At 72.6% G+C, this 26,459-nt stretch carries 30 protein-coding genes; 12 read left to right on the top strand and 18 right to left on the bottom strand.

Translation table 11 applies throughout. The annotated features are described in order from the left end of the window. Positions 1 to 58: 58 nt before the first annotated feature. Together NH2_RS10355 and NH2_RS10350 are read right to left on the bottom strand one after the other, a co-directional pair. Positions 59 to 880, bottom strand: coding sequence for an alpha/beta fold hydrolase (locus tag NH2_RS10355; protein WP_067651814.1), 822 nt, complete (start codon positions 878 to 880; stop codon positions 59 to 61). 116 nt (positions 881 to 996) lie between these two features. Continuing rightward, positions 997 to 2,880 carry a sensor histidine kinase gene (locus NH2_RS10350; RefSeq protein ID WP_369690037.1) on the bottom strand — a complete coding sequence of 628 codons (1,884 nt, stop codon included), beginning with the start codon at positions 2,878 to 2,880 and terminating at the stop codon, positions 997 to 999. A gap of 43 nt (positions 2,881 to 2,923) precedes the next feature. Here NH2_RS10350 and NH2_RS10345 point away from each other — a divergent pair, with 43 nt between their 5' ends. Next, the gene (locus NH2_RS10345) at positions 2,924 to 3,262 is read left to right on the top strand and encodes a response regulator (protein WP_369690036.1); all 339 of its coding nucleotides are present in this window, start codon (positions 2,924 to 2,926) and stop codon (positions 3,260 to 3,262) included. Here NH2_RS10345 and NH2_RS10340 read toward each other — a convergent pair. From NH2_RS10340 to NH2_RS10325, 4 genes are all read right to left on the bottom strand, one after another. Beyond that, positions 3,241 to 3,888 (bottom strand): response regulator, encoded by a 648-nt coding sequence (locus NH2_RS10340; protein WP_067651807.1) that lies wholly within the window; start codon positions 3,886 to 3,888, stop codon positions 3,241 to 3,243. The genes NH2_RS10345 and NH2_RS10340 overlap by 22 nt on opposite strands. Before the next feature lie 195 nt (positions 3,889 to 4,083). Beyond that, positions 4,084 to 4,356, bottom strand: a complete 273-nt coding sequence (locus NH2_RS10335; RefSeq protein ID WP_067651804.1) for a GlsB/YeaQ/YmgE family stress response membrane protein — start codon at positions 4,354 to 4,356, stop codon at positions 4,084 to 4,086. A gap of 130 nt (positions 4,357 to 4,486) precedes the next feature. Further along, positions 4,487 to 5,266 (bottom strand): LamB/YcsF family protein, encoded by a 780-nt coding sequence (locus NH2_RS10330; RefSeq protein WP_067651800.1) that lies wholly within the window; start codon positions 5,264 to 5,266, stop codon positions 4,487 to 4,489. 46 nt (positions 5,267 to 5,312) lie between these two features. After that, positions 5,313 to 6,182, bottom strand: a complete 870-nt coding sequence (locus NH2_RS10325; protein WP_084505381.1) for an SMP-30/gluconolactonase/LRE family protein — start codon at positions 6,180 to 6,182, stop codon at positions 5,313 to 5,315. Between the two features lie 110 nt (positions 6,183 to 6,292). On the opposite strand from NH2_RS10325, the gene NH2_RS10320 reads away from it, so the two are divergent. Then, on the top strand, positions 6,293 to 6,742 hold the full coding sequence (locus tag NH2_RS10320) for a MarR family winged helix-turn-helix transcriptional regulator (protein ID WP_245650500.1): 450 nt from the start codon (positions 6,293 to 6,295) through the stop codon (positions 6,740 to 6,742). Here the strand turns inward: NH2_RS10320 and NH2_RS10315 are convergent. The 5 genes from NH2_RS10315 to NH2_RS10295 form a co-directional block, all read right to left on the bottom strand. Then, complete coding sequence (locus tag NH2_RS10315; RefSeq protein ID WP_067651790.1) at positions 6,739 to 8,019, bottom strand: diacylglycerol/lipid kinase family protein; 1,281 nt, start codon at positions 8,017 to 8,019, stop codon at positions 6,739 to 6,741. The two genes, NH2_RS10320 and NH2_RS10315, sit on opposite strands and share 4 nt — an antisense overlap. A gap of 187 nt (positions 8,020 to 8,206) precedes the next feature. Next, positions 8,207 to 8,737 (bottom strand): hypothetical protein, encoded by a 531-nt coding sequence (locus tag NH2_RS10310; RefSeq protein WP_245650499.1) that lies wholly within the window; start codon positions 8,735 to 8,737, stop codon positions 8,207 to 8,209. 27 nt (positions 8,738 to 8,764) lie between these two features. Beyond that, positions 8,765 to 9,079, bottom strand: coding sequence for an aldo/keto reductase (locus tag NH2_RS10305; protein WP_067651786.1), 315 nt, complete (start codon positions 9,077 to 9,079; stop codon positions 8,765 to 8,767). A 14-nt stretch (positions 9,080 to 9,093) separates the two neighbouring features. Further along, positions 9,094 to 9,564 (bottom strand): hypothetical protein, encoded by a 471-nt coding sequence (locus NH2_RS10300; protein WP_067651783.1) that lies wholly within the window; start codon positions 9,562 to 9,564, stop codon positions 9,094 to 9,096. A gap of 164 nt (positions 9,565 to 9,728) precedes the next feature. After that, a complete protein-coding gene (locus NH2_RS10295; RefSeq protein WP_067651780.1) occupies positions 9,729 to 10,373 on the bottom strand; it encodes a TetR/AcrR family transcriptional regulator in 645 nt (214 codons plus the stop codon). Between the two features lie 115 nt (positions 10,374 to 10,488). On the opposite strand from NH2_RS10295, the gene NH2_RS10290 reads away from it, so the two are divergent. Further along, on the top strand, positions 10,489 to 11,355 hold the full coding sequence (locus NH2_RS10290; protein ID WP_067651777.1) for an NAD-dependent epimerase/dehydratase family protein: 867 nt from the start codon (positions 10,489 to 10,491) through the stop codon (positions 11,353 to 11,355). 140 nt (positions 11,356 to 11,495) lie between these two features. On the opposite strand, the gene NH2_RS10285 is transcribed toward NH2_RS10290, so the two are convergent. From NH2_RS10285 to NH2_RS10275, 3 genes are all read right to left on the bottom strand, one after another. After that, entirely contained in the window at positions 11,496 to 12,185 is a 690-nt protein-coding gene (locus tag NH2_RS10285; RefSeq protein ID WP_245650498.1) for a class I SAM-dependent methyltransferase, read from the bottom strand. A gap of 1 nt (position 12,186) precedes the next feature. Then, positions 12,187 to 13,518 (bottom strand): sensor domain-containing diguanylate cyclase, encoded by a 1,332-nt coding sequence (locus tag NH2_RS10280; protein ID WP_067651772.1) that lies wholly within the window; start codon positions 13,516 to 13,518, stop codon positions 12,187 to 12,189. A 339-nt stretch (positions 13,519 to 13,857) separates the two neighbouring features. Continuing rightward, the gene (locus tag NH2_RS10275) at positions 13,858 to 14,550 is read right to left on the bottom strand and encodes a TioE family transcriptional regulator (protein ID WP_067651769.1); all 693 of its coding nucleotides are present in this window, start codon (positions 14,548 to 14,550) and stop codon (positions 13,858 to 13,860) included. A gap of 81 nt (positions 14,551 to 14,631) precedes the next feature. On the opposite strand from NH2_RS10275, the gene NH2_RS10270 reads away from it, so the two are divergent. Then, on the top strand, positions 14,632 to 15,750 hold the full coding sequence (locus NH2_RS10270) for an erythromycin esterase family protein (protein ID WP_067651766.1): 1,119 nt from the start codon (positions 14,632 to 14,634) through the stop codon (positions 15,748 to 15,750). A gap of 107 nt (positions 15,751 to 15,857) precedes the next feature. Here the strand turns inward: NH2_RS10270 and NH2_RS10265 are convergent, their stop codons facing one another. Beyond that, positions 15,858 to 16,157 carry a hypothetical protein gene (locus NH2_RS10265; protein ID WP_176580062.1) on the bottom strand — a complete coding sequence of 100 codons (300 nt, stop codon included), beginning with the start codon at positions 16,155 to 16,157 and terminating at the stop codon, positions 15,858 to 15,860. Positions 16,158 to 16,225: 68 nt separating this feature from the next. Between NH2_RS10265 and NH2_RS10260 the strand changes: the two genes are divergently transcribed. Beyond that, positions 16,226 to 16,426, top strand: a complete 201-nt coding sequence (locus NH2_RS10260; RefSeq protein ID WP_067651764.1) for a hypothetical protein — start codon at positions 16,226 to 16,228, stop codon at positions 16,424 to 16,426. 63 nt (positions 16,427 to 16,489) lie between these two features. Continuing rightward, positions 16,490 to 16,768, top strand: coding sequence for a hypothetical protein (locus NH2_RS10255; protein ID WP_067651761.1), 279 nt, complete (start codon positions 16,490 to 16,492; stop codon positions 16,766 to 16,768). Between the two features lie 4 nt (positions 16,769 to 16,772). On the opposite strand, the gene NH2_RS10250 is transcribed toward NH2_RS10255, so the two are convergent. After that, positions 16,773 to 18,872 carry an AMP-binding protein gene (locus NH2_RS10250; RefSeq protein ID WP_067651758.1) on the bottom strand — a complete coding sequence of 700 codons (2,100 nt, stop codon included), beginning with the start codon at positions 18,870 to 18,872 and terminating at the stop codon, positions 16,773 to 16,775. Between the two features lie 323 nt (positions 18,873 to 19,195). Here NH2_RS10250 and NH2_RS10245 point away from each other — a divergent pair, with 323 nt between their 5' ends. Then, positions 19,196 to 19,858 carry a TetR/AcrR family transcriptional regulator gene (locus NH2_RS10245; protein ID WP_067651755.1) on the top strand — a complete coding sequence of 221 codons (663 nt, stop codon included), beginning with the start codon at positions 19,196 to 19,198 and terminating at the stop codon, positions 19,856 to 19,858. After that, positions 19,855 to 20,430, top strand: a complete 576-nt coding sequence (locus NH2_RS10240; RefSeq protein WP_067651751.1) for an Rv1733c family protein — start codon at positions 19,855 to 19,857, stop codon at positions 20,428 to 20,430. The genes NH2_RS10245 and NH2_RS10240 overlap by 4 nt, the downstream gene beginning before the upstream one ends. Before the next feature lie 17 nt (positions 20,431 to 20,447). Here the strand turns inward: NH2_RS10240 and NH2_RS10235 are convergent, their stop codons facing one another. Further along, entirely contained in the window at positions 20,448 to 21,998 is a 1,551-nt protein-coding gene (locus tag NH2_RS10235) for an acyl-CoA carboxylase subunit beta (protein WP_067651748.1), read from the bottom strand. Between the two features lie 547 nt (positions 21,999 to 22,545). Here NH2_RS10235 and NH2_RS10230 point away from each other — a divergent pair. From NH2_RS10230 to NH2_RS10220, 3 genes are all read left to right on the top strand, one after another. Beyond that, a complete protein-coding gene (locus NH2_RS10230) occupies positions 22,546 to 23,511 on the top strand; it encodes an RsbRD N-terminal domain-containing protein (protein ID WP_067651745.1) in 966 nt (321 codons plus the stop codon). Between the two features lie 61 nt (positions 23,512 to 23,572). After that, positions 23,573 to 23,809 carry a hypothetical protein gene (locus NH2_RS10225; protein ID WP_067651742.1) on the top strand — a complete coding sequence of 79 codons (237 nt, stop codon included), beginning with the start codon at positions 23,573 to 23,575 and terminating at the stop codon, positions 23,807 to 23,809. Then, a complete protein-coding gene (locus NH2_RS10220) occupies positions 23,806 to 24,915 on the top strand; it encodes an alpha/beta hydrolase (protein WP_245650497.1) in 1,110 nt (369 codons plus the stop codon). The genes NH2_RS10225 and NH2_RS10220 overlap by 4 nt, the downstream gene beginning before the upstream one ends. A 43-nt stretch (positions 24,916 to 24,958) precedes the next feature. Here the strand turns inward: NH2_RS10220 and NH2_RS10215 are convergent, their stop codons facing one another. Next, on the bottom strand, positions 24,959 to 25,942 hold the full coding sequence (locus NH2_RS10215; RefSeq protein ID WP_067651739.1) for an FAS1-like dehydratase domain-containing protein: 984 nt from the start codon (positions 25,940 to 25,942) through the stop codon (positions 24,959 to 24,961). Between the two features lie 356 nt (positions 25,943 to 26,298). Between NH2_RS10215 and NH2_RS28675 the strand changes: the two genes are divergently transcribed. Continuing rightward, on the top strand, positions 26,299 to 26,454 hold the full coding sequence (locus NH2_RS28675; protein ID WP_157103675.1) for a hypothetical protein: 156 nt from the start codon (positions 26,299 to 26,301) through the stop codon (positions 26,452 to 26,454). Positions 26,455 to 26,459 lie beyond the last annotated feature (5 nt).

Genomic DNA, 26,459 nt, shown 5'->3' with positions numbered 1-26,459 from the left:
ACCGGGACCCCGCTGACCGGGCCATGCTCGATCGGGGTCGCGGTCGTCGCCCGCGGTGTCACTCGGCGATGAACGTGAGGATGTCGGCGTCGAGCGCCTTCTGGTATTCGCCGTAGATGCCGTGCGGTGCACCCGGATACACCTTCAGCGTGGCATTGCGGACCAGCTTCACCGACTTCTCCGCGGCGGCGGCGATGGGCACGATCTGGTCGTCGCCGCCGTGCGCGATGAGCATCGGAACGTCGATGGCCTGCAGGTCGGCGGTCTGATCGGTCTCGGAGAAGGCCGCGACGCAGTCGTAGGCGGCGGAGAGGTTGACCAGCATGCCCTGCCGCCAGAAGTCGTCCTTGGCGCCCTGGGAGACCTGCGCGCCTTCGCGGTTGGCGCCGAAGAAGGTCTCCGCGAGGTCCCGGTAGAACTGCGAGCGGTCGTCGAGCACGCCCGCGCGGATGCCGTCGAAGACCTCGATCGGGGTGCCCTCCGGGTTGTCGGGGGTCTGCACCATGAGCGGCGGCACCGCGCCGGCGGTGATGACCTTCGCGACCCGGCCGTTGCCGTGCTGCGCGGCGTAGCGCACGACCTCGCCGCCGCCGGTGGAGTGCCCGATCAGCACCAGGTCGCGCAGGTCGAGGGCCTCGACCAGGGCGGCGAGGTCGCGGGCGTAGGTGTCCATGTCGTTGCCGGTGCCGGTCTTCGAGGAGCGGCCGTGGCCGCGGCGGTCGTGCGCGATGGCGCGGTAGCCGGCGTCGGCGAGCAGCTTGAGCTCGCGCTGCCAGGCGTCGGAGGAGAGCGGCCAGCCGTGGCTGAGCAGCACGGGCTGCCCGGTGCCCTGCTCGGTGTAGTAGATCTCGGTTCCGTCGGCGGTGGTGACGTACGGCATGGTGTCCTCCTGAGCGGGTTCGTGCTGTGTGCTCAAGGGTGGTCCGTGCCCGGCGCTGTGTCGTCGCTGCTGACGGCCATCCCCGGCGGGGGCTGCCGGGTACCCGGATTTACCGGCTAGCCGGTATTGCCCTCCGCGATCGGCAGCAGGGCGCGGACCGCTGTCCCTTCGCCCGCCGGGCTCACCAGGGTGAACTCGCCGCCGACGGCCTCCACCCGGTCACGCAGGCCGACCAGGCCCGAACCCCTGTCGGCCCGGGCGTCGCCGATGCCGTCGTCGGTGACCGAGAGCAGCAGCCGGTCGCCGTCCAGGTGCGCGGAGATCTCCACCGCGGACGCGCGGGCGTACTTGGTGGTGTTGGTCAGCGCCTCCGCGACCACGTAGTAGGCGGTCACCTCGACCGGCTCCGGCAACCGGCCAGGCACCGCGAGGCGCAGCGACACCGGGACCCGGGAGCGGCGGGCGAGGGTCTTGAGCGCGGGGCCGAGCCCGCCGCGGGAGAGGATCGCCGGGTGGATGCCGCGGGAGAGCTCCTGCAGGTCGCTGTGCAGGTGGGTCACCGAGTCGACCAGGGCGTCCAGGCGGTCGCGCAGCGCGGGCTGGTCGCCGGGGACGGTGGCCTGCGCCGCGCGCAGATCCAGGCCGAGCACGACGATGCGCTGCTGCGCGCCGTCGTGCAGGTCCCGCTCGATGGTGCGGCGGGCCTGGTCGGCGGCGGCGATCACGCGGGCGCGGGAACGGGTCAGCGCCGCCCTGGACTCGCTGTTGTACACGGCGGTCGCGACCAGGTCGGCGAAGTCGGCCAGGCGCACGGCCAGCCCCTCGGGCGCGGCGCGTTCGGTGACGCCGGCGACGATCGCGCCCCACGTCCGGTTCTCGACGGTGATCGGGACACCGATGCCGCTTCGGATGCCGCGGGCACGCAGCCGATCGGCGATCGGCCCGGTCGCGCCCGAATACTCGAGGACCGCGGGGGCGCCGGTTTCGGCGACCAGCGTGCAGACATCGGTCCCGCCGAGCGGCAGCCGCTCGCCGACGGTCAGGGCGTAGCTGCTCGTTCCGACGGCGGGGTCGTCGCGTGCGGCGAGCACCTCGCAGCTGCCCTCCGGGTGGAATCGCACCACGCTGACGTGCTCGACGCCGAGTTCGTCGGCGAGCTCGGCGGCGACCGCGGGGAAGACCGCGGCGGGGTCGGCCCGCGCCGCGACCAGGGTGGCGACCCGGCGCAGCGCGGCCTGCTGCCGCCCGAGCGCCTCGGTGCGGGCGTAGAGCTGCTGGCGGTCGTGCGCCGCGGCGAGCAGTGCCTCCAGGTTGGGGACCATGCGCTCGACCCGGCGGCGGTCGGCGTCGGGCAGGCCGGCGGGGACGAGGAGTACCGCGTCCTGGCGGTCGTCGTCGAAGAGCGGGATGCGGTGCGGCCCCGCCGCCGCGTCCGGCTCGGCCAGCGTGACCCGACAATCGCCGAGCTCGAGCATCTCGGAGAGCCGTGTGCTCGCCGCCGCGAGCGCGGACGACCGGTCCGGGGCGCGCAGCACCGTGCGCGCCAGCGCCGCCGCGAGGTCGGCCTCGCGGCGGCGCTGGTCGGAGTCGAGTGCACGGCTGCGGGACTGCCCGACCAGCAGGTTGGTCAGCAGCGCGAGCACGAGGAAGACCACCACCGCGGGCACGAGGGTGCGCTCCGCGCTGCTCTCCACCACGTGGAACCAGGTGTAGGCGCCCGCGCTCGCCACCGAGGTCGCCACCGCCAGCCGGACGTCCCAGCCCGCCGACACCACCAGCACCCCGAACAGGAACACGGCCCCGAACGCGTTCTCCGGAAACGCCAGCTTGAGCAGGTGCACGATGCCGAACTCCACCGCGATCAGCGTCGCCGCCGTCACCACGCCCCAGCGCAGCGGCGGCGCCGTCGGCCGCAGCACCACCGACGCGGCCCGCTCCCACCGCGACACCCGATCGGTATTCCGGCTAGCGGGCATGCCCCGGCCTGCGCTCTCTGCCACCCTCGACAGTGTGAACGACCCCTGCCCCGAACGCTGCCTGATAGTGGACGACAATCCCGCGTTCTGCGACAAGGCGCGCAGCGTGCTGGAGGCGGACGGGATCGAGGTGGTCGGTTTGGCGTCGAGTCTGCGCGACGCGGTGGCGGCGGCACGGTCGGCGCGCCCCGACCTGGCGCTGGTCGATATCGACCTGGGGGCGGAGAGCGGGTTCGACGTGATCGAGGCGCTGCACGCCGAGCCGGGGCCGCTCGCGCTCGTGCTCATGTCGACGCACGACGAACTCGAGTTCGCGGATCTGATCGAGGCGAGCCCGGCGCTCGGCTTCGTGCCGAAGTTCGCCTTCTCCGCCGAGCTGATCCGTCAGCTCGTCGCGTCGAGGTAGATGATCACCGCGCGCACCCGGCGGTGATCGTCGGGGGTCTCGGTGAGGTCGAGCTTGGTGAGGATGCTGCGCACGTGCTTCTCCACCGTGCCCTCGGTGACCCACAGCCGGCGGCCGATGCCGGAGTTCGACAGCCCCTCGGCCATGAGCGTCAGTACCTCGCGCTCGCGGGCGCTGAGCGCCTCGAGCGGGTCGTCCTTGCGGCGGGCGGCGACGAGTTCCTGCACCAGGGCCGGGTCGATCACCGACGCGCCGTTGGCGATCCGGTGCACGGTGTCGACGAACTCGCCGACATCGGTGACCCGGCTCTTGAGCAGGTACCCGATGCCCCTTTCGCCGTCGAGCAGCTCCAGCGCCTGGTCCACGTCGACATGGGCGGAGAGCACGAGGATCGCGGTTCCGGCGAATTCCCGGCGGATGCGCAGGGCGGCGTCGAGGCCCTCGGCGGTGTGGGTCGGGGGCATGCGGATGTCGACGAGGGCGAGGTCGGGGCGTTCGCTCGCCACCAGCTCGAGGAGCCGGTCCGCGTCGCCCGCCTGGCCGATCACCTCGATGCCCGCGGTGGTGAGCAGGCTGGCCAGGCCCTCGCGGAGGAGGACGTCGTCGTCGGCGAGGACTACGCGCATCGGGGTGGTCTCCGGTCGCTGGTCTGGTCGTGGCTCTGCACTGTATCGGGCGTTCCGAACCGCCGGGGCTGTGCGTGCGGCCCATCGGCCACTCTCGGACGTTCGGCCGACATCGCGGGCGGGACAGGTCGACGAGGGGTATGCACGCGGAACGGCCCGGAGCCGAGGCTCCGGGCCGTTCCGACGAAGCGCGGGTTACCGCACCGCGCGCCGTCCGGTGACCAGGTTGACCAGGAACAGCAGGATGACGGCGCCGCCGAGGCAGGTGAAGAAGCTGAACCACAGCCCGCCGCCCTCGACGTCGACACCGAACAGCTTCAGGAGGAACCCGCCGAGCAGGCCGCCGATGACGCCGACGACGATATTGAGCAGGATGCCCTGCTGGGCATCGGTCTTCATGATCTTGCTGGCGATCCAGCCCGCCAGGCCGCCGATGATGATCCAGCCGAGGATTCCGAGACCGAGCATGGCACTCTCCGTTCTTTCCGAAACTGTTGGTGCGCGCCCGCATACGCGCCCCGTCCAGTTCGCTGCATACCCCGGGCCCGTGGGCTCAATCACACCGTTCCGGCGAACTCGGATCCCGGTGATCGCGGACTCACCGGAGGCGGTCGATCGGCGCCGGGGCGTAACCGTTCGCGCGCAGGGTCTCGCCGGTGGCCGTCGCCATCTCCAGTGCGCCGGGGGTGTCGCTGTGCACGCAGAGCGCGAGCGCGGTCGCGTCGTCCGGCGCGAGGGCGACCGTCGCGCCGTCGACCGAGAGCACCCGGCGCTCGGTCACCATGGTCAGCGCCCGTCGAGCGGCCTCGGCCACGTCGGTGACCAGCGCGTCCGGATGCTGCCGCGAGACCAGCCGGCCTGCGGCGGTGTACCCGCGGTCGACGAAGACCTCCGGGATGGTCGCGATACCACGCTCCCCGGCCCGGTTCCACACCTCGGTGCCGTACTGGCACAGCAGCGCCAGCCCGGGATCGGCCAGCTCCACCGCCTCCACGATCGCGCCCGCCTGGTCCACGTGCTCGGCGGCCACGTTGTACAGCGCGCCGTGCGCCTTCACATAGGTCACCTCGGTACCCGCGATGCGGGCGAAAGCCTGGAGCGCGCCGATCTGGTAGACGATCTCGTTCACCAGCGTCGGGCGGGCGACATCGATGAAGCGCCGCCCGAACCCGGCCAGGTCCCGGTAGGAGACCTGCGCCCCGATCGACACCCCGAGCCCGGCGGCGAGCGCGGTGGTGCGGCGCAGGATATCGGGATCGCCTGCGTGGAAGCCGCAGGCGATATTGGCGGCCGAGACCTGCGCCATGAGCGCGGACTCGTCGCGATTGCCCCACACGCCGAAGCCCTCACCGATATCGGTGTCCAGATGCACCCGCATGCACCAGGTATACCGCGTGGCACGGCCACCGATGCCTGCCCCGTCCTCAGATCCCAGGCACCGCGACGATCTCGAAGCGGGACGGCTCGCCCGGCCCCATCGGCCCGCCCCGGTCGAACTGGGAAGCCACCACGAGCGTGCGGTCACCGACCCGGACCATGGTGGTCGGGATGTGCAGCGCGGCATCGGTGACCTGCCCCGACTTGGTCGCGCTCGCCCCGTCGTCACCGATCGTCCACCGGCTGATGGTGTTGGCCGTGTTGTGCACCACCCACAGGGTGCCGTCGCGCAGTTCGAGGCCGTCGCCGTTGGTGACGTCGCCGCCGCGCAGCGCGACCCTGCGGATCTCGCCGCTGTCCAGCGCGATCCGGTACAGCTCTCCGGGGACCATGTCGACGACGAGCAGGTAGCGCCCTTCGGTGGCGATGCCGTTGAGGTTCATCGCGTCCGCCGGGCGCGGCGCCAGCTGTGCGCTGAGGTCGAATCCGACGGTGAGCTCGGCTGGCCCGGCCGCCGCGAGTTGCTCGGGGGTGACGCGGTACACCACGCCGCGCACCGAGTCGGTCAGGTAGGCGGTGCCGTCCGGGGTGATGGCGAGGTCGTTGACGAAGCGCGGCCCCGAGCCGGGGACGGTGAAGCGGACGAGCGGGCGGCGGCTCGCGATGTCGTAGACCGTGACGCCCGCGGGCAGGAAGACCTCGGCCTCGGTGGCATCCGGGGCGGCACGGTAGATCGCGCCGGTGCCGTAGGAGCCGACGTAGGTGTCGCCGGTGCGGGGATCGGCGGCGATTCCCTCCGGGTAGACGCGATCGCCGGGCAGCGTGTACGCGGTTTCGACCGCGCCCTGGGTACCGCAGGCCGCCGTGAGCAGGGCGAAGGCGGTGGCGACGGGAAGACGGAGACGAACTGGGAGCATGGCCCCTCCCTCGCTATGCGAAGTCATATCGAAGAACGGGCACTAAAGTAAGTTAGAGATCTAATACTCGTCAAGGGTCTAACGTGAAGGGAGGCGGATACCATGCGTGCATGACGTCCATGCCGACCCCGGAGCGCCTCGGGCACTACATCAAGCGCGCCGAGCAGGCCCTGAACACGGCCAAGAACGCCGTGCTGAAACCGGTGGGCGTCACCGTCCCGCAATACGCCGCCCTGCTCTCGCTCACCGAGAACCCCGGCATCTCCGCCGCCGCCCTGGCCCGGCTCTGCGGCGTCACCCCGCCCACCATGAACACCATCCTCACCAACCTGCAGGAGCGCGGGCTCATCGAGCGCAGTCCGCACGAGTGGCACCGCAACGTCCTGGAGACCCGGCTCACCGAACGCGGCGAGGAGGTCATGCGCGACGCGGACGCCCGCGCGGTGCGGGTGGAGCGCGCCGTCGGCGCCGCCTTCACCGACGAGGAGCGGGAGCTGCTGCAGTCGCTGCTCATTCGCTGCGCGGACGCGTTCGATGCCACCCGGGAGACCGGGGGCTAGGGCCGCGCCAGCTCCAGCAGCCGTACCCAGTCCACCGCCGGCTCGGCCGGACGCCGCCGCACCCGGGTGCGGGGGACCCGCACGCGCAGTGCTCCCGGCTCGATGGTGCAGCGCACCGGCGTGTCGAGCAGCAGCGATTCGCCGTCGACGCCGACCGGGATCCGCGGCACGTCGGCATCGACGGTCACGGTGCCGGCCAGCGCCCGGGTCAGCCCGCGGGTGCGGGTGCGGCGCAGCAGCCCGAGCGCTGCTCGGGTGCTGGATACCGTCACGGCGACGACGCCGAGCACGCCGCGGTCGAGGCGGTCGCGGCGGCTCAGCCCGGCCAGGTCGCTGGAGCCGTAGGGGTTGTTGCTCACCAGGATCGCCTGCGGGGCGGCGATTTCGGTGCCGGGCAGCTGTGCGGTCAGCCGGGTCCGGCCGGGGCCGGTGAGCAGGTCGGGGAGCCGTGCGAGCACGGTGCGGGTCTTGTCGTCGCGGTAGGCCGGGTCCTCGACGATCTCGGCGTAGACGCCGAACGAGGCATTGTTGACGAAGGGGCGCCCGTTGATCCGGGCCAGGTCGACGTGCAGCTCGACGCCGTCGGTGAGCGCGGTGAGCCCGGCGACCGGGTCGGCGCGGTCCAGCCCCAGGTCCATCGCGAAGTGGTTGCGGGTGCCCGCGCTGATCACCAGGAACGGCAGCCCGTGCTCGGCCGCCACCCCGGCGACCAGCGCCTGGGTGCCGTCGCCCCCGGCCACGCCGAGCAGGTCGGCGCCGCGCGCGACGGCCGCCCGCGCGAGCGCCACCACGTCGACGGGGTCCGGCCCGGCCAGCAGCGCCACCTCGGCGCCGAGCTCCGCGGCCAGGCGCGGCAGGTCGAACTTCGTCACCGTGCCGCCGCCCGAGCGCGGATTCATGATCAGGAACGGGTGCTCGACCTCGGGCGCGAAATGCTCGAGTGCCGGGTCGCGCGGGCGTCGCAGCGCCACCCTGGCGGCAAGCAGCGCCAGCACCGCGAACCCGGCGGTGAGCAGCACCACCCACAGCAGGTGTGCGCGCACGAACACGACCACCACCGCGATCGGCGCCGCCATCGTCGCGCCGACCGCCGCGGCGCGCGGCACCCCGCGCCGGGTGAGCGCCCAATACAGCGCCGCCACCGTGATCACCACGCCCGCTACCCCGGCCACCAGCAGCAGCACGGTGCCACGCACCCCCGCCGCCGCGATCGGCGTCACCGCACCGGCCAGCGCACACAGCAGTGCGGCCCGGGCGAACCATGGCCGCGCGCTCACGGCTCCGCCCGCCGCTCGAACGCACCTCCCGTGAGTTCGTCGACGGCGAGCGGATCCACCCCGCCGGAGCCGAGGGCACGCCCGCTCCCGGGCGGCGACAACGGATTCATCCAGCCCGTCCTTTCCGCTCGGCGCTGCGACCAGTGTCCGCGACCGGTGCTCGCCCCGCCTCACCCGATGCGGGTGACTAGTGCGTGAGGATCACCTTCACCACGACGACCGCGGTCGCCACCGCGGTGACCAGCACCGCCTGGATCAGCGTGGAGCGGTGCGGCCGCCGCCCCCGCAGCCGCCGGATGACGAATGCCGTCCCGCCGATCCGGACCAGCACGGTGCCCTCCGCCAGCAGCTGTGCCGTGCGCGGCTCCAGCCCGCCGAACCAGGCCCAGGCCAGGACGGCGCACGGCAGCACCGCCGCGGTCAGGATGGGGAGCGAGTCGCGCAGCTCGCCCCGGCGATCGACCGCGGTCAGCGAGCGGTCCTCCCTGATGCTCTGGCCGATGCTCTCGGCGAAGGCGTGCGCGACGAAGGTCGAGAGCGCCACGCCGGCCACGATCAGGATGCCGACGTGCCGCGGGCTCACCGGGATCGGGATCAGCGCGGCCAGGATCAGCACATTGCCGTAGACGTAGGCGCTGATCCGCGCGGCCGCCCGGCTCCGGTTCGGCGGCAGCCCGCCTGCGAAGAGCGGGCGGTGCAGCAGCGTCAGCTTGCTCACGGACGCTCCTTCCGGGGCAGCGTTCCCTCAGCGAACTACGGTGCGCGCGCTGTGTCGAGCGATCGCGCGGATATCACCCGATACGGGTGAGCTGCCGAACTTCGAGGCGAGCACGACCAGGTCGCGATCGCCGCCGAGCGCGGTGGCGATGAGCCGCTCGTTGTGGTGCGGTCCGTACATGTCCGCGGTGTCGAGCAGTCGCACACCGAGTTCGACGGCGGCGCGAATGGTCGCGACGCTCTCGGCGGTGTCGGCGCGGCCGTAGGCCACGCTCATGCCCATGCAGCCGAGGCCCTGGGCGGATACGGTCAGCCCCTGGCTGCCGAGGGTGCGGGTACGCATGTCGATCTCCCGAATCAGGCGGCGACCGCGCCGGCGAACAGCGCGGCGACCGCGATGCCCTGCAGGGCAGAGCGCAGGTCGATGACCGAGTCCCAGGTGCGCTGCAGCGCCCTGGCCTCGGCGGGGACGCGGCCTTCGACCGCGGCGGCGGTGAGTTCGGCGTTGACCGGCGCGCTGATCCGGCCGTAGAGGCCGAACCAGACCAGCAGCGCCAGCACGGCCACGACGTCGGCGACGACGGCGGTCGCACCCCGGCCGGTGACGGCGGCCGTCACCGCGGCGGCGACGGTGGCGACGAGGCCGAGCCCGCCGGGGAATTTCAGGCGCTGATCGCCGTAGAGGTGGATGTAGCCCATGGCTGCGGTCAGCACCTCGTCGGAGACCCGGGCCATGGCCGAGCGCTGGACCACAGCGCAGAAGACATCGGTCCCGTAGATGACGCCTACCAGCAGGATTGCGATTCCGGTGAGCACCTGATGTGCCACGAAAGCTCCTCGAGTCGAACGAAATCGAAGCGGCGGTGGATTCCTATCGACGTTAGAGTTTCATCCGCCGCCTGTCCAGAGCAAGGGCAGCTTTCCTAGCGTTGACAGATCGCAGCCGCGGCCGAGCGCGGTGGGGGAGTGGTCCGGAGTCGCGGGCGCGCGGCTCAGCCCGCGGCGGGGGTCGCCGCCCCGGTGAACAGCCGGGTCAGGTCGACCAGCAGCTCGCGCCCGCGTGCTGCCCCGCCCTTGATCCGGCCGTCGAGCACCAGCCCGACCAGGCCGTGCAGGTGGGCCCAGAGCAGGTCGGCCGCCGCGTCCGCGTCGTGCGCCGCGGCGCACAGGTGCGGTGCGCCCTCGGCCACCGCGCCGCGCAGCACCTCGAAGCACGCGCGGGCGGAGTGCGGCGTGGCGCCGGTGCCGAACGGCATGCCGGGAAGCGTGTGCATCAGCCGGTACAGGTGCGGATCGGCCATGGCGAAGTCCCAGTAGGCGACGGCGACGGTGAGCAGCGCCCCCTCGCCCGCGGGCCGGGCCCGCGGGCACAGTGCGGCGTCCAGCTCCTCGGCCAGGTCGGTGAAGCCGACATCGACGAGCTCCTCGAGCAGTGCCTGCTTGCTGGCGAAGTACTCGTAGACGATCGGCACCGTGTAGCCGACCCGATCGGCGACCGACCGCACCGTCACGCTGTCGAAACCGCTGCTCTCGCAGGCGATCGCGCGGGCGGCGCCGAGCAGCTCGATCCGCAGCCGCTCCCGCGCCTGCGCGCGTTCGTCAGCTGTGCCCTTGATCCTCTTACCTGCTCGTGGCACCTGCTACTCCTCGGCCTTCCGATTTCTAACAAGGGTAGACATCGCCGGGGCGACGGTCTACCGTCGATTACTAACGCTGATAGAAATCAGCGTCGAGGCTACGAAGGAGTCGGAAATGCGAGTTCTGGTGACCGGAGTGTCCGGAACGATCGGGGCGGCGGTCGCGCGGGCGCTGATCGGCCGTGGCCACAGCGTGCTCGGCACCGTCACCGCGGCGGACCGTCCGGCGCCCGTCGGGGTCGAGCCGCTGGTCGTGAATCTCTTCGACCCGCAGGAGCTGGCCGGGCCCGCCGCGTCGGTGGATGCCGCGGTGCACACCGCGTCCAGCAACGACGAGCGCGCCGCAGAGCTCGACCAGGGCGTCGTCTCGGTCCTGCTCGATTCCTTCGCGGGCACCGGCAAGGCCTTCGTGTACACCAGCGGGCTGTGGCTGCACGGCAACAGCGGTGCCGAGGTCACCACCGAGACCTCGCCCTTCGCGCCGCCGCTCGTGGTGTCGTGGCGTCCGGCCGTGGAGAAGCTGGTCGAGGAGGCCGCGGGGCAGGGGGTGCGGACCGTGCGGATCCGCCCCGGCCTGGTCTACGGCGACGGCCGGGGGTACGTGCCGATGCTGCTCGGCCCGCAGGACAGCGAGTTCGGGCCGGTCATCCGGCACTTCGGCGACGGCTCCAACCGGTGGTCGGTGGTGCACGCCGACGATCTCGGCGAGCTGTACGCGCTGGCGGTGGAGTCGGCGCCCGCGGGCTCGGTGTACCTCGGCACGCTCGACGAGTCGGTGCCGGTGCAGCAGGCCGCGCAGCTGGTCGCCGCGAAGACCGATGCGCGCGTGGAAGATTGGGATCCGGCCGACGCCAAGCAGTACTGGAGCGTCATGGTCGAGGCGTTCCTGCTCGACCAGGCCGCCACCGCGGTCAAGGCGCGTACCGAGCTGGGCTGGTCGCCCTCGCGGCCGACCCTGCTCGCCGAGCTGTCCGCCCGCTGAGCTGATTCGACCGGGGGACTCGCGATGAGCCGGGATCGATCGAGGCCGGCGGTCGTACCCGGCGACCGCGAGATCGACCAAGAACCTGGGCCGTACGGTCGGCGGAGTGGCCTGATCGTCGTCTCCGTGCGCGATACGACTCAGAATGTGTAGTGGGAGGTGACCGCGGGCTGGCCGGTGTAGCCGGGCCCCGCGGTGTCGTCGGCCCCGAGGTAGGTCGCGGGAAAGCGGAGTGCGGCCGGGCCGCGAGCGGTGACCAGATGCCTGCGGCTGTCGTAGTCCATTCCGGCTCTGCGCAATTCGGCGAGCACCGGACGCGCCGCGGCAGAGCCGTCTCGGTGCCGGATACTGCCCGGGTCGAAATGCGCGGCGAGGATGCCGCCGGGAGCGAGCCACCCGGCCATGGCGGTGAGCAGCGCCAGCTTGTCGCCGATGTAGTGCAGCCCGTGCACACAGGTCACCAGATCGACGACGCCCTCGGGCCGCCACTCGTGCGCGCTCGCGGTGACGAGCCGCAACCGCGAGCTGCGGGGCGCTCTCTGGAAGTACCCGACCAGGTCGACACCGAGCAGCGCGACCGAGGCCGCCGGATACTCGGCGGCGAACCGCTCCTCCGCCTCCAGCAGCGCCCTGCCCGCCCCGCAGCACACATCGATCCAGCGCACCGGTGCGGGCAGCCGTTCGGCGAGCACGGCGAAGGGGTCGAACCCCAGGTCACGGGCGTAACTGTTCACCCCCGACAATCCGCGCCCGCGATTCATCGCATTGTTCGCCACCACGGACGACCGCTCGAGCGCCGCGTCATCGAGCAGCCGGGGATCGGTGCTCACGTCAGCGCCGCGGCCAGGTGATGCCATGCGCCAGCTCGAACCCGGAGTCGGTGTCGCCCAGCCGGTGGTGCCGGGTGCGCCGGTGCCCGGCCTCGGTGGTCGCCTCCGAATCCCGCGGCAGCGCGGGCACCGGCTCCGACGACCGGTTGCGCTTGGCGTAGTAGAGCCCGGAATCGGCGGCGGCCAGCAAGGATTCGGCGCCGTTGCGCGCGATCCTGGTGGTGATCGTGCCGATGCTCGCGGTAACCGGCAGCCGGTGGCCGTCGGCGTGCACCGGGTCGCGGAAGACAGCGGCCAGCCGGCGCGAGATGGCGGCGACCCGATCGGCGGTGGTGGGCGGAGCGATGAGCGCCACGAACTCGTCGCCGCCGATCCGGGCGACGAGGTGGTCGCCGTGCTCGCGGGTGTCGGCGTGCAGCCGGGCGGCGACCGCGGTGAGCACCCGGTCGCCGACGGTGTGCCCGAACCGGTCGTTGATCTGCTTGAACCGGTTCAGGTCGAGGAAGCACAGCCCCACGAGGGCGCCGTCGTCGGCGGTGGTGCTGTACCGGTTGATGGTCTCCATGAGGTGCCTGCGGTTGGGCAGCCCGGTGAGCGGGTCGTGCCTGGCCTGGTGGTGCAGCTCGGCCTGGTGCCGGTACTGGTCGGTGACGTCGGCGCCGACCGCGACCAGGTAATCCGGGTCGCCGTCAGCGGTGCCCTTGGCGAAGGTGATGCCGATGTTCATCCAGCCGATCGAACCGTCCGCGCGCACCAGCCGCTGCTTGAGCGAGACGGTGCCCTTCCCGGCCGGGATCAGCTGCTCGTAGAGCAGGGTGCGGATGTGTTCGTGGTCGTCGGGGTGCGCGAAGTCGTAGACCGAGATGCCGTCCAGCGCATCCGGGGCGACGCCGATCATGTCGGCGAGGCTGCGGTTGGCCTCCAGGATTCGGCCCTCGGTGTCGCCGATGGCGATGGCGGCGGCGGAGTTGTCGAAGAGGATGCGGAGCCGCCGCGCCCGCTCGTCCGGTAGCACCGATTCGGTGCGCCGTGCCTGGTGCCCCTGTCCCAGCGCCACCAGGTAGCCCGCCGCCACGTCGGCCCGGCCGACGCTGCCCGCGATGGTGAGCAGCACCGGCGCGGAGGCGATGGGCGCCGCCGGGTCGGTGAGCCCGGCGTCCACGAGCGCGGCGCCCAGCCCGGCGCCCGTGGCGGGGGCGAACGGCTCGGCGCTGAAATCGCGGATCGCGTGCCCGGTGAGCACATCGAAGACGACCTCGGGGAGCGCGACCCCCGTGCCGCTCACCGCCTCCCGCCACGATCGAGCGAAGATCGAGCGTTCGCCGCGCGTCACGTCAACCAGACCCTTCGAGCATCGCACGAGCACACCATCGAAGGCGCCGCCGCGCTGCGGCCGATGGCGTTCCCGCCGGGCAGAATTGCCGACCGGCGAGCAGCCAGGATAGCAGCGCGCCCGGCCGCCGACGCCGGAACGGCGACGACCCGGCACCCCTTCGGGGACACCGGGATCGGCGGCTCAGGCCGTAGTCGACGGCGGGGGGCCGGCTTCCCGGGAAAATGCGTGGCGACCGCCGTGCGGCGTGCTCTACAGTCGACGGCGAGCGGGCCGGACTCGGCCGGTTATCGGTCTCTCGGGTTCAACTCCCGGCCCGGCCGGGACACACACGCCCGCTCACCCTTCGAGGTAGGCATCCAGCCTGGCCGCCGCGCGCAGCATGGCGCGGCCGCGGGCGGTGAGCGCCTGGTGCAGGCCGTGCAGGGCGGCGGCGAGTTCCCCGGTTCCGCCCGCCGTGCGGACCTGCGCCACGACCGTGGCGATGTGCCCCAGCGGGTAGCCGCCGCGGCGCAGCAGGTGCGCGAGCTCGGCGTCGCGGACGTCGGTCGCGCGGAAGACGCGGTGGCCGGTCGCGCGGTCCCTGGCCGGGACGAGGATGCCCGCTCGCTCCCAGCTGCGCAGGGTGGCCGGGCCGAGGCGGAGGCGGTACGCGAGTTCGCCGATGCTGCGAATGCCGGAGATGCCGGTGGGTTCCGGTTGCGCCGTGAGCGCGCCGATCGCGCGGCGCACCTGGTCGAGGGTGTCGCGGTCGCGGAGGAAGCGGGTGTGGGCGTCGGCGATCACGGTCAGGGCGCGGTCCACGTCGCCGGCGTTGACCGCGGTCATGATCGTGCCCGCGGGGGCGTGGCCGTGCGCGGTGACGAGGGCGAGGTAGGCGCGGAGGGCGGCCGCGTGGCGTTCGGTGTAGACGCGGTAGCCGCTGGGGGTGCGCTCGGCGGGCGGGAGGAAGCCGTCACGTTCGTAATTGCGCACGGCCTGGGTCGAGATGCCGTGTTCGCGGGCCAGGTGGGAGGGGCGCAATGATGACACTGATTGGAGACTTTACTGGACAGTTCCTCGCTCTTTGCGTGTCGACCTTCACCCGGTCGTTCAAGGATACGATTCAGTGGCATGAGTCAGGACATCCGAGACTTCCTCACCCCGTCGTGCACGCTGCTCGGCTTGGGGGAGCCGACCCACCGGGAGCCCGGCTTCGGGTTCCTCCGCAACGATCTCTTCACCGCCCTCGTGCGGGCCGGATTCCGCTCCATCGCTGTGGAGACCGATCGGGTGGCCGCGCTCGCCGTCGACGACTTCGTGCGCGACGGCATCGGGACGGTGGATGATGTTCTGCGCGTCGGCTTTTCGCACGGGTTCGGCGCGCTGGAGCCGAATCGGGAGCTGGTCGTCCGCCTGCGCGCGTACAACGAGGGACGCCCGGCCGGGGAGCGGCTCTCCTTCCACGGCTTCGACGCGCCGACCGAGAACACCACCGCGCCCAGCCCGCGCTCGTACCTTTCGTACGCGGCCGATTACCTCGGCCTGGACATCGCCGACTTCGGGCCCGATGATCGATGGGACCGTCCGGAGGCGATTCTCGACGTCACCCGCTCGATCGGCGACAGCGCCGAGGCCGCCCGGCTGCGCGCCCTCGCCGACGACCTGCTCGGCACCCTGCACGCCCGCGCCCCCGAGCTGATCGCGGCGACCTCTCGCGCCGCCTGGCACCGGGCCCGCACCCACCTCACCGCCGGGATCGGGGTGCTGCGCTACCACCGCCAGGCCGCGCGGCGCGTCGAGGAGAGCGCCCGGATCTCCGGGCTGCTGGCCACCCGCGACAGCATCATGGCGCAGAACCTCCTCGACATCCGCGGCCTCGAGGAGGACCGCGGGCCGACGCTGGTGTGCGCCGACAACGGCCATCTGCAACGGAATCCGAGCAGCATGCGCATGGCGGGGATGGAACTCGGCTGGTGGTCCGCGGGCGCTATCCTCGATGCGCTGCTCGGCGCGCGGTACCGGGTGCTGCTCGGAAGCCTCGGGAGCAGCGCGACGCTCGGGCTCGGGGCACCGGAGCCCGGCACCTACGAGCACGCGCTGCGGCGGCGATTCCCGGCGTGGGGGCTGACGACGACGGTCGCGCCCGCCCTGACCCGCACCGACACCAGGCCGGACCAGGGCTATGCCCCGCTCGACCAGCCTCTCATCGAGGCCGCCGACGGCGTGCTGTACCTCGACAGCGGCCGCTGACCGGCATTGCTCGGCGCGGTCCGCTCGGCCGGGGTGGCTCGCCGCCGTCCTCCGGGTCGCGGTTGCACCGCCGGAGGTCTCGCCGCTGCTGCTCGGCGCGCGGCGGCTCAGCTGCCGCCGCCACCACCACAACCGCCGCCGCAGCTCGATCCACCACCGCAGCTCGAACCGCCGCCGCCGTCGTGCCCGTGGCCGCCCGCGTCACCCGTGAGGAAACCGCCCGCCGCCCAGGCGCCGTCGCGCCCGCCCCGGCGGCCGGACGACGACGTGCGCCCCTGCCCGCGGACGATCGCGATCAGCAGGAGCAGGACCGCGACCGCGACGAGCACGATGCCGAGCACCGCATGAACCGTGGCACCCAGCACGATGCCGAGCAGGAAGACGACCAGCGCAAGTCCGAACAGCATGTGAACCCTCCCCGTTCCGCGCGGGCGCGCGGGCGATTTCGAGCCTACCCCGGCCCCGCGCCCCTCGGGTGCGAGCGACGCCGGCGACCCGGACCGCTTCGAGGGCTTCGACCGGGGCGATCATCGGCGACGACTTCGACCGCATCGCCCTGGTCCCGGCGGCGGAGGCGTTCGCGTACTGCCCGGACGCGGTGCATCAGGACTACGGTTCCCTGGACGGGGTGGCCGAGCGGCTGCTCCGGCCGATCCGGCGCCGGTGGGCGGACTGACCGCGATATGGTTGCGGATCGGTTGCCGACCCCGCAGAATGACACGCGATCGGGTGCACGGCGATGACCGGCGAAGACGGGGTGAGGATCATGGTCAGGTCGGGGAGTTTTCTGGAGGCACTGGCCCGGCTCGCGCCGGAACCGCTGCCCGGCGCCGGTTTTCCGCGCTGCCCGCACAGCTGGTGCGACCGCCCGTGGCACGGCCTCCCGGTGCTCGCCGGGGCCGAGGAGCCACCCCGGCGGTCCGCGCGAACGGCGGCGCCCAGTGATTCGCTGGTGCTCTGCCCCGGGTCCGGTCTGCCCGGGCCCGACCTCCGGGTCGGGCGGACTCAGCTGCCCTGATCGATCAGGGGATCACCGTTCCCAGGGCCTGGGGAGGGAGGGGCGGGTCACCCCCGGCTCCGACCAGCATCCGCTTGAGGATCTTGCCGGTCTCGCCGCGCGGCAGCGCGTTCAGGAAGGTGACGTCGCGCGGCACCGAGAAGCGGCTGAGCCGGTGCCGCACATAATTGCGCACCATGTCCGAATCCAGCCCGGCGCCCTCCCGCTTCACCACGAAGGCGGCGAGCCGCTGGCCGTACTCCCGGTCCGGGACGCCCACCACCGCCACCTCGCTCACCTGCGGCAGGTGCGCCAGCGCCTCCTCGACCGGGCGCGGGAAGACGTTCTCGCCACCCGAGATGATCATCTCGTCGTCGCGGCCGGCGATGAAGAGCTTGCCGGTGGCGTCCAGGTAGCCGAGGTCGCCGGTGTCGAGCATGCCGTCGGCCTCGTCCGGCGGCGCGGAGTTCACGTAGCCGTCGAAGAGCATGTGGTTGCCGACGTAGACCCGGCCGGTGCGGCCCACCGGCAGCGGCTTGCGGTCGGGGCCGAGCACCCCGAGCCGGGTGCCGAGCGGCGGACGCCCGGCGGTGGTGGGGGAGATGCGCAGGTCGTCGGGGTCGGCGATGGTCGCCCAGGAGACCTCGGTGGAGCCGTAGACGTTGTAGAGGATGTCGCCGTAGGTGTCCATGAAGTCGAGCACGGTGGCACCGGCCAGCGGGGCGCCGCAGCTCGCCACGATGCGCAGGCTGGAGGTGTCGTAGCGCTCGCGCACGCCTGCGGGCAGGTCGAGGATCCGGTTCACCATGATCGGCACCACGATCAGCGTGGTGATCCGGTGCTCGTGCACCAGCCGCAGGCACTCCTCGGCGTCGAACCGGTCGGGCAGCACGACGGTGGCCCGGATGGCGGTGCTCAGCTGGAGCGCGGCCAGCCCCCAGGTGTGGAAGAGCGGCGCCGGGATGAGCATGTTCTCGTCGCTGCGCAGCGGGATCCGGGACATGAGCGCGGCGACCGTGCCGAACCCCTTGGGGTGCGGGCGGCGGGCGCCCTTCGGCGTGCCCGACGTGCCGGAGGTGAGCACCACCAGCCGACCCGGCTGGACGGGCTTGCGGTACTCACGGTGCCCGTCGCCGATGAGGTCTTCGGTGGTGACGTTCCAACCGTCGCCCGGTACGTTCGCGGTGCGGAACCGCGGCACGTCGGTGTGCAGGTACTGCACCAGGTGGTCGTACTCGGCGTCGACGAAAAGCGCCTCCAGCCGGTCGCGTTGCACGATCTCCTCGATGCGCCGCGCGGGCAGCCCGGTGTTCAGCAGCACCGCGTCCACCCCGAGCTTGCCCGCGGCCACCATGGTCTCCACCATGGCGCCGTGGTTGCGGGCCAGGATGCCGACGGCGTCACCGGCGCCGAGCCCGGCCTCGGCCATGGCGGCGGCGAGCAGCTCGGTGCGCTCGTGCATCTCGGCGAAGCTGCGCGAGCCCCAGGCATCGATGACGGCGGGGCGGTTCGGCACCCGGATCGCGCCGGAGGCGTAGCCGCCCGCCAGGTTGAAGCCGTACTCGGCGAGCCTGCGCAGCTGCCGCACCGCGGAGTCGGGGCGGTAGGTGCGCAGCACGCCGCCCGCCACCACCTGCTTGGCGATGTCGGCGCGGCGGCGCAGCGGGGCGTCCTCGCCGTTCACCACCACCGAGGTCGGGGTGCCGAGTGCCAGGTCGGCCAGGCGCTTCAGGCCGCGCACGGCCCAGTCCACCACCGTCGAATTGGGCAGCTCGGCCAGGCCGGGGTGCATGCGCGCGGGCGCGAAGAAGGTGACCGTCACCCGGGTCCTGCGCTGGTCGCCCTGCAGCCGGATGGAGGTGAAGCTGCCCTGCGCGGGGCAGTGCAGCTCGATGCTGTCGCCGTCGTGCGCGGTGGTCATCCGCACCACGTGGGTGCGGATCTCGGTGGCCGGCGTGCCGACCCGGAAGCGGATCACCGGATCGCCCCCGACCGACTCCAGCGGATCGCACGCGCCGATGCCGGGGAACAGTCGCGGGTAGGTGTCCGGGATCTGCAGCAGATCCGATACAGCCTTGCGGTCGATCGGGAACTCCGCGACCACGTCGATAACGTCGGTAACCAAGCGCTTGCACTTCTCGTCGGCCGGTTCGAACAGCTCGGGTCGGCGGGAATTTTATTTGTAACCGTGGACACACACTTGGTCAAGTGCCGTCCCGTCGTACCTGGTCAGGCTGGCGGAGAGAGTGAAATTCCGAGGCAGGAACGGCGTTTCGCCGTCTCGGACGCAGAAAGCGGCGCATAATTTGCCTGCGGCGACATCGGGGGCATTTCGCAAAATTCGTGAAATATACCGCAGCGGCCGGTGTTTCGTTGTGAAACCGCACTGCCGGGCAGGTTCGGTGAAGTTATGTCTCCGTGGGACAATAGCGCGCTACACTCGTCGGCATGAGTGGCGACGGCGATGTCGACCGCGACGGCCGCAGGCAGCGCACCAGGCGCAGCCGGATCGCGCTCTCGCGGGCCGCCTTCGACCTGCTGGTCGAGCGTGGGCTGGCCGGGGTGGCGGTGGAGGACATCGCGGGCAGGGCCGGGGTCACCCGCCGCACCTTCAGCAGGCACTTCGCCTCGATCGAGGACGCGGTGCTCGGCGATATCGACCGCGACGTCGACGTATTCAACGCCGCGCTGCGCGACCGCCCGCTCCCCGAACCCCCGCTGGTCGCCTACCGCAACGCGGTGGAGGCCTGGCTGGCCGCCGCCGCGCAGGCCGACGGCGGCGACGTCCCGCTCTGGACCCGGCGCTGGGTGGTCTTCCGCCGCTTCGACAGCGAGCCCCGGCTCTTCACCGGCTATCAGCGCATCCGGCTGAGCGGGCAGCGCGCGGCGGTCGGCATCCTGGCCGAGCGGCTCGGCGTCGACCCGGCGGTGGACCGGCGCCCGGCCGCGGCCGTGGCGGCGGGGTCGGGACTGCTGCTCGCCGCCCTGCAGACCTGGGCGAGCGGTGACGACCCGGACGCGCTGCCCCGGCTGGTCGGTGAGTACTTCGACGCGCACCTGCTGCTCGTGGCCGGTGCCGCGAGCGTCGTTCCCGCGGAGTCCCTGACATGAGCCTCGGGCAGCCGGGTCCGCTGCGCCGCACCTGCAGGCGCGCGGGGCTGGACCGCAACCCCCTGCGCCGCCCCGAGGACCGCATGCAGACGGCGCTGGCGGCGCTGCTGCTACTGGCCTTCCTCGCCTCGCTGCCGCTGGCCGCGCTGCTGGTGGCGGTGCCGGTGTACCGGGCGGAGGTGGCGGCGGTCGCGGCCGAGCAGGCGAGGTTGCGGCCGGTGACGGCGACGGTGCTCACCGCCGAGCCCGCGCCGCTGTACGCCCCGGTCGCCGGCGCGACCGTGCGGTTCACCGGGCCGGACGGCGCCGAGCGCACCTCGGTGCACCGCGCCACCGGGCCGCTGACGCCCGGCGCCGCGGTGACCGTCTGGCTGAACGCCGCCGGTGAGCCGGTGGAGCCGCCGCCTCCGGCCGCGCCGCTCGGGCGCGCGGTTCTCCTCACCGCCGGTGTGCTGCTCGGCGCGCTGATCCTGTGCGGTGGCGGTTACCTCGCCGGGCGGATCGCCCTCGACCGCAGGCGATCACGCGCCTGGGATCGGGAGTGGGCCGGTGCGCCCTGGGCGGGCGCCTGACCGCTGCCGCCGACCGGTCAGACCGGGAAGAGCGAGTGCTTGCGCGGGTTGTGCCGCACCGTGAGCTCCTTCTCGCGCAGCAACCGCAGCGCGCGCCGGATCTCCAGCCGGGTGGACGACGGCTCGATCACCGCGTCGATGTACCCGCGCTCGGCGGCGATCCACGGGGTCGCGGTGGTGGCGTTGTACTGGTTGATCATGTACTCGCGCACCGCGGCCCGCTGCTCCTCCGGCACCTTCATGAGCTGCTTCTTGCCCACGATCCCGACCGCGCTCTCCGCGCCCATGACCGCGATCCGCGCGGTCGGCCAGGCCAGGCTGATGTCGGCGCCGAGCTGCTTGCACGCCATCACCGCATAGCCGCCGCCGTACGCCTTGCGGGTCACCACCGTGATGATCGGCACCGTCGCCTCGATCACGGCGCGGAAGAACCGGCCGCCGCGCTTGATGACCCCGTTGCGCTCCTCCTCGACGCCGGGCAGCACGCCCGGGTTGTCGACCAGGAAGACCAGCGGCAGGCTGAAGGCGTCGCAGAGCCGGATGAAGTGCGTGGCCTTGTCCGAGGCAGCGGCGTCGATGGCGCCGCCGAGCACCATCGGCTGGTTCGCGACCACGCCGATGGCGCGGCCGTCCACCCGGGCGAAGCCGACGATCAGGTTGCGCGCGCTGTCCTCGGCGATCTCGTGGAAGTCGCCGTCGTCGAAGCAGCGCAGGATGACGTCGTGCATGTCGTAGCCGGCGCGATCCGAGTCCGGGATGATCGAATCCAGCTCGCGGTCGGAGTCCGTGAGCTCCGGCTCCAGCCCCGGGTTGACCAGCGGCGGGGTCTCCAGGCAGTTGGTCGGCATGTAGCCGAGGTACTTGCGCGCCCAGTCGAAGGCCGCGCGCTCGGTGGTGGCGACGTGGTGGATGGTGCCGTTGTCGGCCTGCACGCGGGCGCCGCCGAGCTCCTCCATGGTCACCTCCTCGCCGGTGACCGCCTTGATCACCTCGGGGCCGGTGACGAACATGTACGACTTCTCGGTGGCCACCAGGATGTCGGTGTTCACCGGGCCGTACACCGAGCCCGCCGCGCACTTGCCGAGCATGATCGAGACCTGCGGCACGAAGCCGGAGAGTTGCTCCTGACGCCTGCTCATCTTGGCGTACCAGGCCAGCGAGGTGACGGCGTCCTGGATGCGGGCGCCGCCGGAGTCGTTGATCGCCACCACCGGGCAGCCGTTCTGCAGCGCGAAGTCGAGTGCGGCGGCGACCTTGCGGCCGAACATCTCGCCGACCGAGCCGCCGAAGACGGTCTGGTCGTGCGCCACCACCACGACCGGGCGGCCGTCGATGTAGCCGCGGCCGGTGACCACGCCGTCGCCGTACATGGCGTCGGGGGTGTAGGGCTGACGGGCGAGCGCGCCGATCTCGACGAAGGTGCCCGGGTCGAGCAGCATCCGGACCCGCTCGCGGGCGCTCGGGATCTCCTTGTCCTTGCGTTTGGCGATCCCGGCCTCGCCTGCCGGTTCCTCGGCCAGCTCCAGGACGGCCTGCAGCTGTTCCAGCTTCTCTCGGGTACCGCTCATCGTCTACTCGTCTACCTTCTTCGAACTCTCGGCGTCGCCCCTGCCCGTCGGCGGGCGAAGGCCCGATGCTATCGGTGCGCACCCCGCAATGCGGGGGCCGGGGTGATTCCTTGACACTTCACAGCCCGGCCGGTGCCGCGCATTGTGCACGGTCCCTGTGGTGGACGGCGCCGCGTCATGACGGTCTCCAGAATTGCCGGGCGAAACCGGGGGCCGGTGTTCGGCGGGTTTATCGTTGGCGCGGCGCAGCGCCGGGAATGCGCGGCCGGCGCTGCGTCTCCCCCGCGCTCCCGCAACAATGCGGCGAATGCCGACCGGCCGGATCCAATTCCCGGTAAGGCCATTCCGGAATTGTCGTCACCCCGCTGGACCGCTGGTACCGGTTGGATTCCAGGGGCTCCCGCGGGTATCCTCGGCCATGTTTCCCGGAGCCGCCGTGATCTTCTTGTGATTCCCCCCAAGCGCTGGGGGGTGAGCTGATGATTTTCCCGCAAGACCGGTTCGGAGCGGGTGCATTCCGGCTCCGGATCGCTAGCCTTCGGTAGTCATGGTGGGCACACACGGAACCAGCGCGGCGAGCCTGGAATCGAAACTCGTCGAACATCTCACCCGCGGGCAGGGGCTGCCCGGCGGTGACGTCGCCGACGCCGCCCGCACCCTGATCGCCGAGGCGGCCGGTTCGCTGCGGCCGCGCAGCACCGCGGCCGTGGCCGCGACCGACCCGGGCGGGGCGGCGGCCCGCTGGGCGCGCGAGGGCGTCGCGCTGGAGGCGGTGCTCGAGGCCTGCCACGACGGCGTGCGGGCCGGGCTGGAGCTGCTGGCCGCGGAGTCGGGGCCGGAGGCGCTGCCGGTGGTCGAGGGCGCCGAGCTGCTGCTGCGCGCGCTGGAGCGGGTGACGGTGCTGGCGTCGGCGGCCTACGCCGACGAGCACCGCGCGGTGGCCCGCGAGCACCAGACCGCCGCGCAGACCCTGGTGGCCGCGCTGCTCGGCGGGCACGGGGTGCACCGGATGGCGCGGCAGAGCGGGATCCGGGTGGCCGAGTCGTATCAGGTGATCGCGCTGGCCATCCCCCCGCACCCGGACGAGGAGCGCGGCTTCGGCGCCGCCTCGGTGGCCAGACGCAAGCTGCGCCGGGTGCAGGCGGCGCTCGCCATCCCCTTCGGCTCGCGGGCGCTCGCGCTGCTCGGCGCCGACGGCGGCACCGTCCTCGTCCCGCTGGACGCGGATGCCGCGATGACCGCGGCGACCATGCGCGCCGAGACGCTCGCGGTGCTCAGCGAGGCAGCCGAGGTGCCGCTCACCGCCGCCGTCACCGCGGGCGCCACCGGGCGCATCCCGGAATTGGCGGCGCGGGCGCACGACATGCTCGACGACATCCGGGAAGCGGGCCGCGGGCCCGGGCTGTATTCCATTCCGGATATCGCCGACGGCAGGGCTTGTGACGGGCCCCAGCAGGCTCGCAGGGGAGTCGTCACCTCGTCCAAAGCCGCGCGGATCGGTCGCTCGGCCTGAGCGTCATTGCCTATCGTGGCAGCTGGGTCCGGCGTTTCCGGGCCGGTGAGGAGCTTCTGTAATGCCGACCGACCTCGCCGTCGCGCGTGATCTCGAACCGGTGGCCGGGCGCGCGCTGCGGGATCATCTGCGCCGCACCGCCTTCGGCGTGCTTCCGACGCTGCGCAGGTGGCGTTTTCAGGACCGGGAACTCGGTCCGGCGGGGGAGCGGGCCCGGGTCGGGCTCGGTGCGTACCTCGATGACCAGGAGGCCCTGTGCCGCACCCGCGCCGCGCTGCCGCCGGCGGTGGCCCGATGAGCCGCGCCACCCGCCGCCGTATTCCGCTCGGCATCGCCGCCGCGGCGGCGCTCGCACTCGCCATCGCCTCCGGGACCGGGGTGGTGGCGGCGCCGTCGGGGGATCCGCTGCCGCCGCCCCCGCCCGCGCCGCCGATGCTCGGTCCGGCCGATCCCGCCGGCACGCCGGCGACGCCGCCGCCGATCGATCCCGCCATGACCAGGTCCGGGTTGGTCGAGCGGATCCTCCGGAGCGATGGGCGGGAGACGCTGCGGATCGCCTCGGCGGGGATGCGACGGATCATCTCGGTGGATGTGCTGCGCGGGTCGGGGGCGGGGCCGCGGCCGGTGCTCTACCTGCTCGACGGGGTGGACGGGGACGCGACCTCGGCGTGGCTCACCAAGGGGCGCGCCGCCGAGTTCTTCGCGGACAAGCCGGTCGACGTGGTCGTGCCCGGCGGTGGGACCGGGAGCATGTACAGCGACTGGGAGCGCACCGATGCCGCGCTCGGATTGAACCGCTGGGAGACCTTCCTGACCGAGGAGTTGCCGCCGATCGTGGAGTCACTGCTGCGCTCCGACGGGCGGCGGGCGGTCGCCGGGGTCTCCATGGGGGCGCAGGCGGCGATCATGCTGGCGCAGCGGCATCCGGGGATGTATCAGGCGGTGGCCGGGATGAGCGGGTGCTATTCGACCGCCGACCCGCTCGGCCGCGCGGTCACGACGATCACCGTCGCCTCGCGCGGGGGCGACGTGCAGAACCTGTGGGGGCCGCCCGGCTCGCCGGAGTGGACCGCGCACGACAGCGTGCTCGGCGCGGAGGCGTTGCGCGGCACCGTTGTGTATCTCTCGGCGTCGCCGGGGCTGCCGACCCCCGCCGATCTCGTCGCCATCGCGCAGTCGCCTTCGGTGCCGGAGGCGCTGGCCGAGGCCGGGGGCGGGGCGGCTCTGGAGGCCGGATCCCGCGCCTGCACCGAGCTTTTCGCCGCGCGGTTGGCGCAACTCGGGATCCCCGCCACGGTGGAGTACGCGGCGGACGGCATGCACACCTGGCCCGATTTCGCCGCGCAGCTGCCCCGCACGTGGGCCGCGCTGGCGCCCGCGCTCGAGCTGACCGGGCCCTCCTGATCTCGGCGCCGCGACCGGTGCGTCGGATCGCCGCCGAGCGGGGTCAGGGGAAGCGGATCTCGGCAGCGGCGTAGCCGAAGAGCGGGCGCCCGCCGGAGCGGAGGTCGAGGGCGAGGGTGGCGCGGCGGGTGCGCGGGTCGAGCTGGTCGACCCGGCCGCGCAGCGTGACCGCGACCGCGCCGGCGGCGGGGATGCGGAGGTAGTGGGTGAAACTGCCGAATTGGGCGCGGATCCGGGTGACGGCGCCGGGGTCGCCGAGCCAGTTGCTGACGTAGCCGGAGGCGAGCCCGAGCTGCAGCATGCCGGGGGCGGTGCCGCCCGCGTCGGGGCGGGCCGGTTCGCCGGTGGCGGCGGCGAAGCGGGCCAGGTCCTCGTGGGCGAGCAGCAGTGAGCCGGGCGGGAGTTCGGCACCGGGCGCCAGTTCGTCGAAGCGCACGGCCGGGCGCGGGGCGCGATCGGTGCGCGCGGGGAGCGGGGCCTCACGGGCGGGCCCGTCGACGCGGGCGTAGCCGCGCTCGGTGATGCGGCGCGCGACCTCGCCGAGCACCGACTCCCGTTCCCCGGTGCGGGCGAGCAGGGCGGCGGAGCCGGTCTGCACCACGGTGCCGTCGGCGGCGATGAGCGCGCTGCGAATCGCCATGACGTCGTAGTCGGCGAACTGCCGGAACGATTCGAAGTAGATATCGCAGCCGAGCAGGTCGCCGGCGAAGAGCGGCCGCCCGATATCGATCACCTGGTCGGCGTGCAGAATGCGGGCGCGCCCCGAACCGGAGCCGACGATATCCAGGATTTCCCGCTGCACCCGCCCGAGCACGATCGAACTCCAGGTGGGCGGGGCGATGAGCGCCGGGTACCCGAGTTCGGCGGCCGCGGCCGCGCTGGAGTGCGCCGGATGGACGTCGCGGACCGCGCGGGCGAATTCCCGGACGGCCGCCGCGGTCACCTCGACCTGCGCCGTCGCCCGATACCGGTGCCCGTCGACCCGGTGCACCGGCACGGGGATCTCCCTGGTTGCGGTGCTGCGCATTCGAACTCCTGTCGCCGTTCCCCGAATTCGTGGACCGATTCCCACATGATCAATCCACGGGTCCGGGTGGCGGCCGTCGCCGGGCATTGTCTGGAGATGTCACCGAAACGTGCCTCGCCGTTTGGGGCGACACCACGTGACCTCGTCGGCGGCCATTCCGTGGTTCGTCACCGGAGCGCTGAACCGTTATTCGTCGCTCGTCCACGAACTTCCGGGAACGGAGTGGAACCGGGCGTCCCGGGTCGTAGCGTCAGCGCGCGGTCAACCCGCGGCAGCGGCTGACGGGCTCGGCGCGCAGCGCTGGACCCGGCCGGAAATCGGCTGCCGGGAGCGGCGCGGCGCTCTACGATCCCGGCATGACCGGACCCGGCAGGATCTTGGCCCGCGCCTTCCACGACGACCCCATGTTCACCTACATCCAGCCCGACCCGGCCCGCCGGGCCGCGGTGCTGCCGTGGTTCTTCGGCGCCGCCGCCCGGCTCGGCGCCAAGTACGGCAGGCTCGACGAGTGACCGGG

It is taken from the genome of Nocardia harenae NBRC 108248 (assembly GCF_001612885.1).
GTDB classification, from domain to species: domain Bacteria; phylum Actinomycetota; class Actinomycetes; order Mycobacteriales; family Mycobacteriaceae; genus Nocardia; species Nocardia harenae.
Note: the sequence above shows the minus strand (reverse complement) of the source record. Positions and strands in the feature narration are given on the sequence as shown.

Bases quoted from the DNA above. Each gene is read 5' to 3' on its own strand.
- NH2_RS10355 (WP_067651814.1), bottom strand. From the start codon at position 880: ATGCCGTACGTCACCACCGCCGACGGAACCGAGATCTACTACACCGAG.
- NH2_RS10340 (WP_067651807.1), bottom strand. From the start codon at position 3,888: ATGCGCGTAGTCCTCGCCGACGACGACGTCCTCCTCCGCGAGGGCCTG.
- NH2_RS10335 (WP_067651804.1), bottom strand. From the start codon at position 4,356: ATGCTCGGTCTCGGAATCCTCGGCTGGATCATCATCGGCGGCCTGGCG.
- NH2_RS10330 (WP_067651800.1), bottom strand. From the start codon at position 5,266: ATGCGGGTGCATCTGGACACCGATATCGGTGAGGGCTTCGGCGTGTGG.
- NH2_RS10325 (WP_084505381.1), bottom strand. From the start codon at position 6,182: ATGCTCCCAGTTCGTCTCCGTCTTCCCGTCGCCACCGCCTTCGCCCTG.
- NH2_RS10320 (WP_245650500.1), top strand. From the start codon at position 6,293: ATGACGTCCATGCCGACCCCGGAGCGCCTCGGGCACTACATCAAGCGC.
- NH2_RS10305 (WP_067651786.1), bottom strand. From the start codon at position 9,079: ATGCGTACCCGCACCCTCGGCAGCCAGGGGCTGACCGTATCCGCCCAG.
- NH2_RS10290 (WP_067651777.1), top strand. From the start codon at position 10,489: ATGCGAGTTCTGGTGACCGGAGTGTCCGGAACGATCGGGGCGGCGGTC.
- NH2_RS10270 (WP_067651766.1), top strand. From the start codon at position 14,632: ATGAGTCAGGACATCCGAGACTTCCTCACCCCGTCGTGCACGCTGCTC.
- NH2_RS10265 (WP_176580062.1), bottom strand. From the start codon at position 16,157: ATGCTGTTCGGACTTGCGCTGGTCGTCTTCCTGCTCGGCATCGTGCTG.
- NH2_RS10255 (WP_067651761.1), top strand. From the start codon at position 16,490: ATGACCGGCGAAGACGGGGTGAGGATCATGGTCAGGTCGGGGAGTTTT.
- NH2_RS10245 (WP_067651755.1), top strand. From the start codon at position 19,196: ATGAGTGGCGACGGCGATGTCGACCGCGACGGCCGCAGGCAGCGCACC.
- NH2_RS10240 (WP_067651751.1), top strand. From the start codon at position 19,855: ATGAGCCTCGGGCAGCCGGGTCCGCTGCGCCGCACCTGCAGGCGCGCG.
- NH2_RS10235 (WP_067651748.1), bottom strand. From the start codon at position 21,998: ATGAGCGGTACCCGAGAGAAGCTGGAACAGCTGCAGGCCGTCCTGGAG.
- NH2_RS10230 (WP_067651745.1), top strand. From the start codon at position 22,546: ATGGTGGGCACACACGGAACCAGCGCGGCGAGCCTGGAATCGAAACTC.
- NH2_RS10225 (WP_067651742.1), top strand. From the start codon at position 23,573: ATGCCGACCGACCTCGCCGTCGCGCGTGATCTCGAACCGGTGGCCGGG.
- NH2_RS10220 (WP_245650497.1), top strand. From the start codon at position 23,806: ATGAGCCGCGCCACCCGCCGCCGTATTCCGCTCGGCATCGCCGCCGCG.
- NH2_RS10215 (WP_067651739.1), bottom strand. From the start codon at position 25,942: ATGCGCAGCACCGCAACCAGGGAGATCCCCGTGCCGGTGCACCGGGTC.
- NH2_RS28675 (WP_157103675.1), top strand. From the start codon at position 26,299: ATGACCGGACCCGGCAGGATCTTGGCCCGCGCCTTCCACGACGACCCC.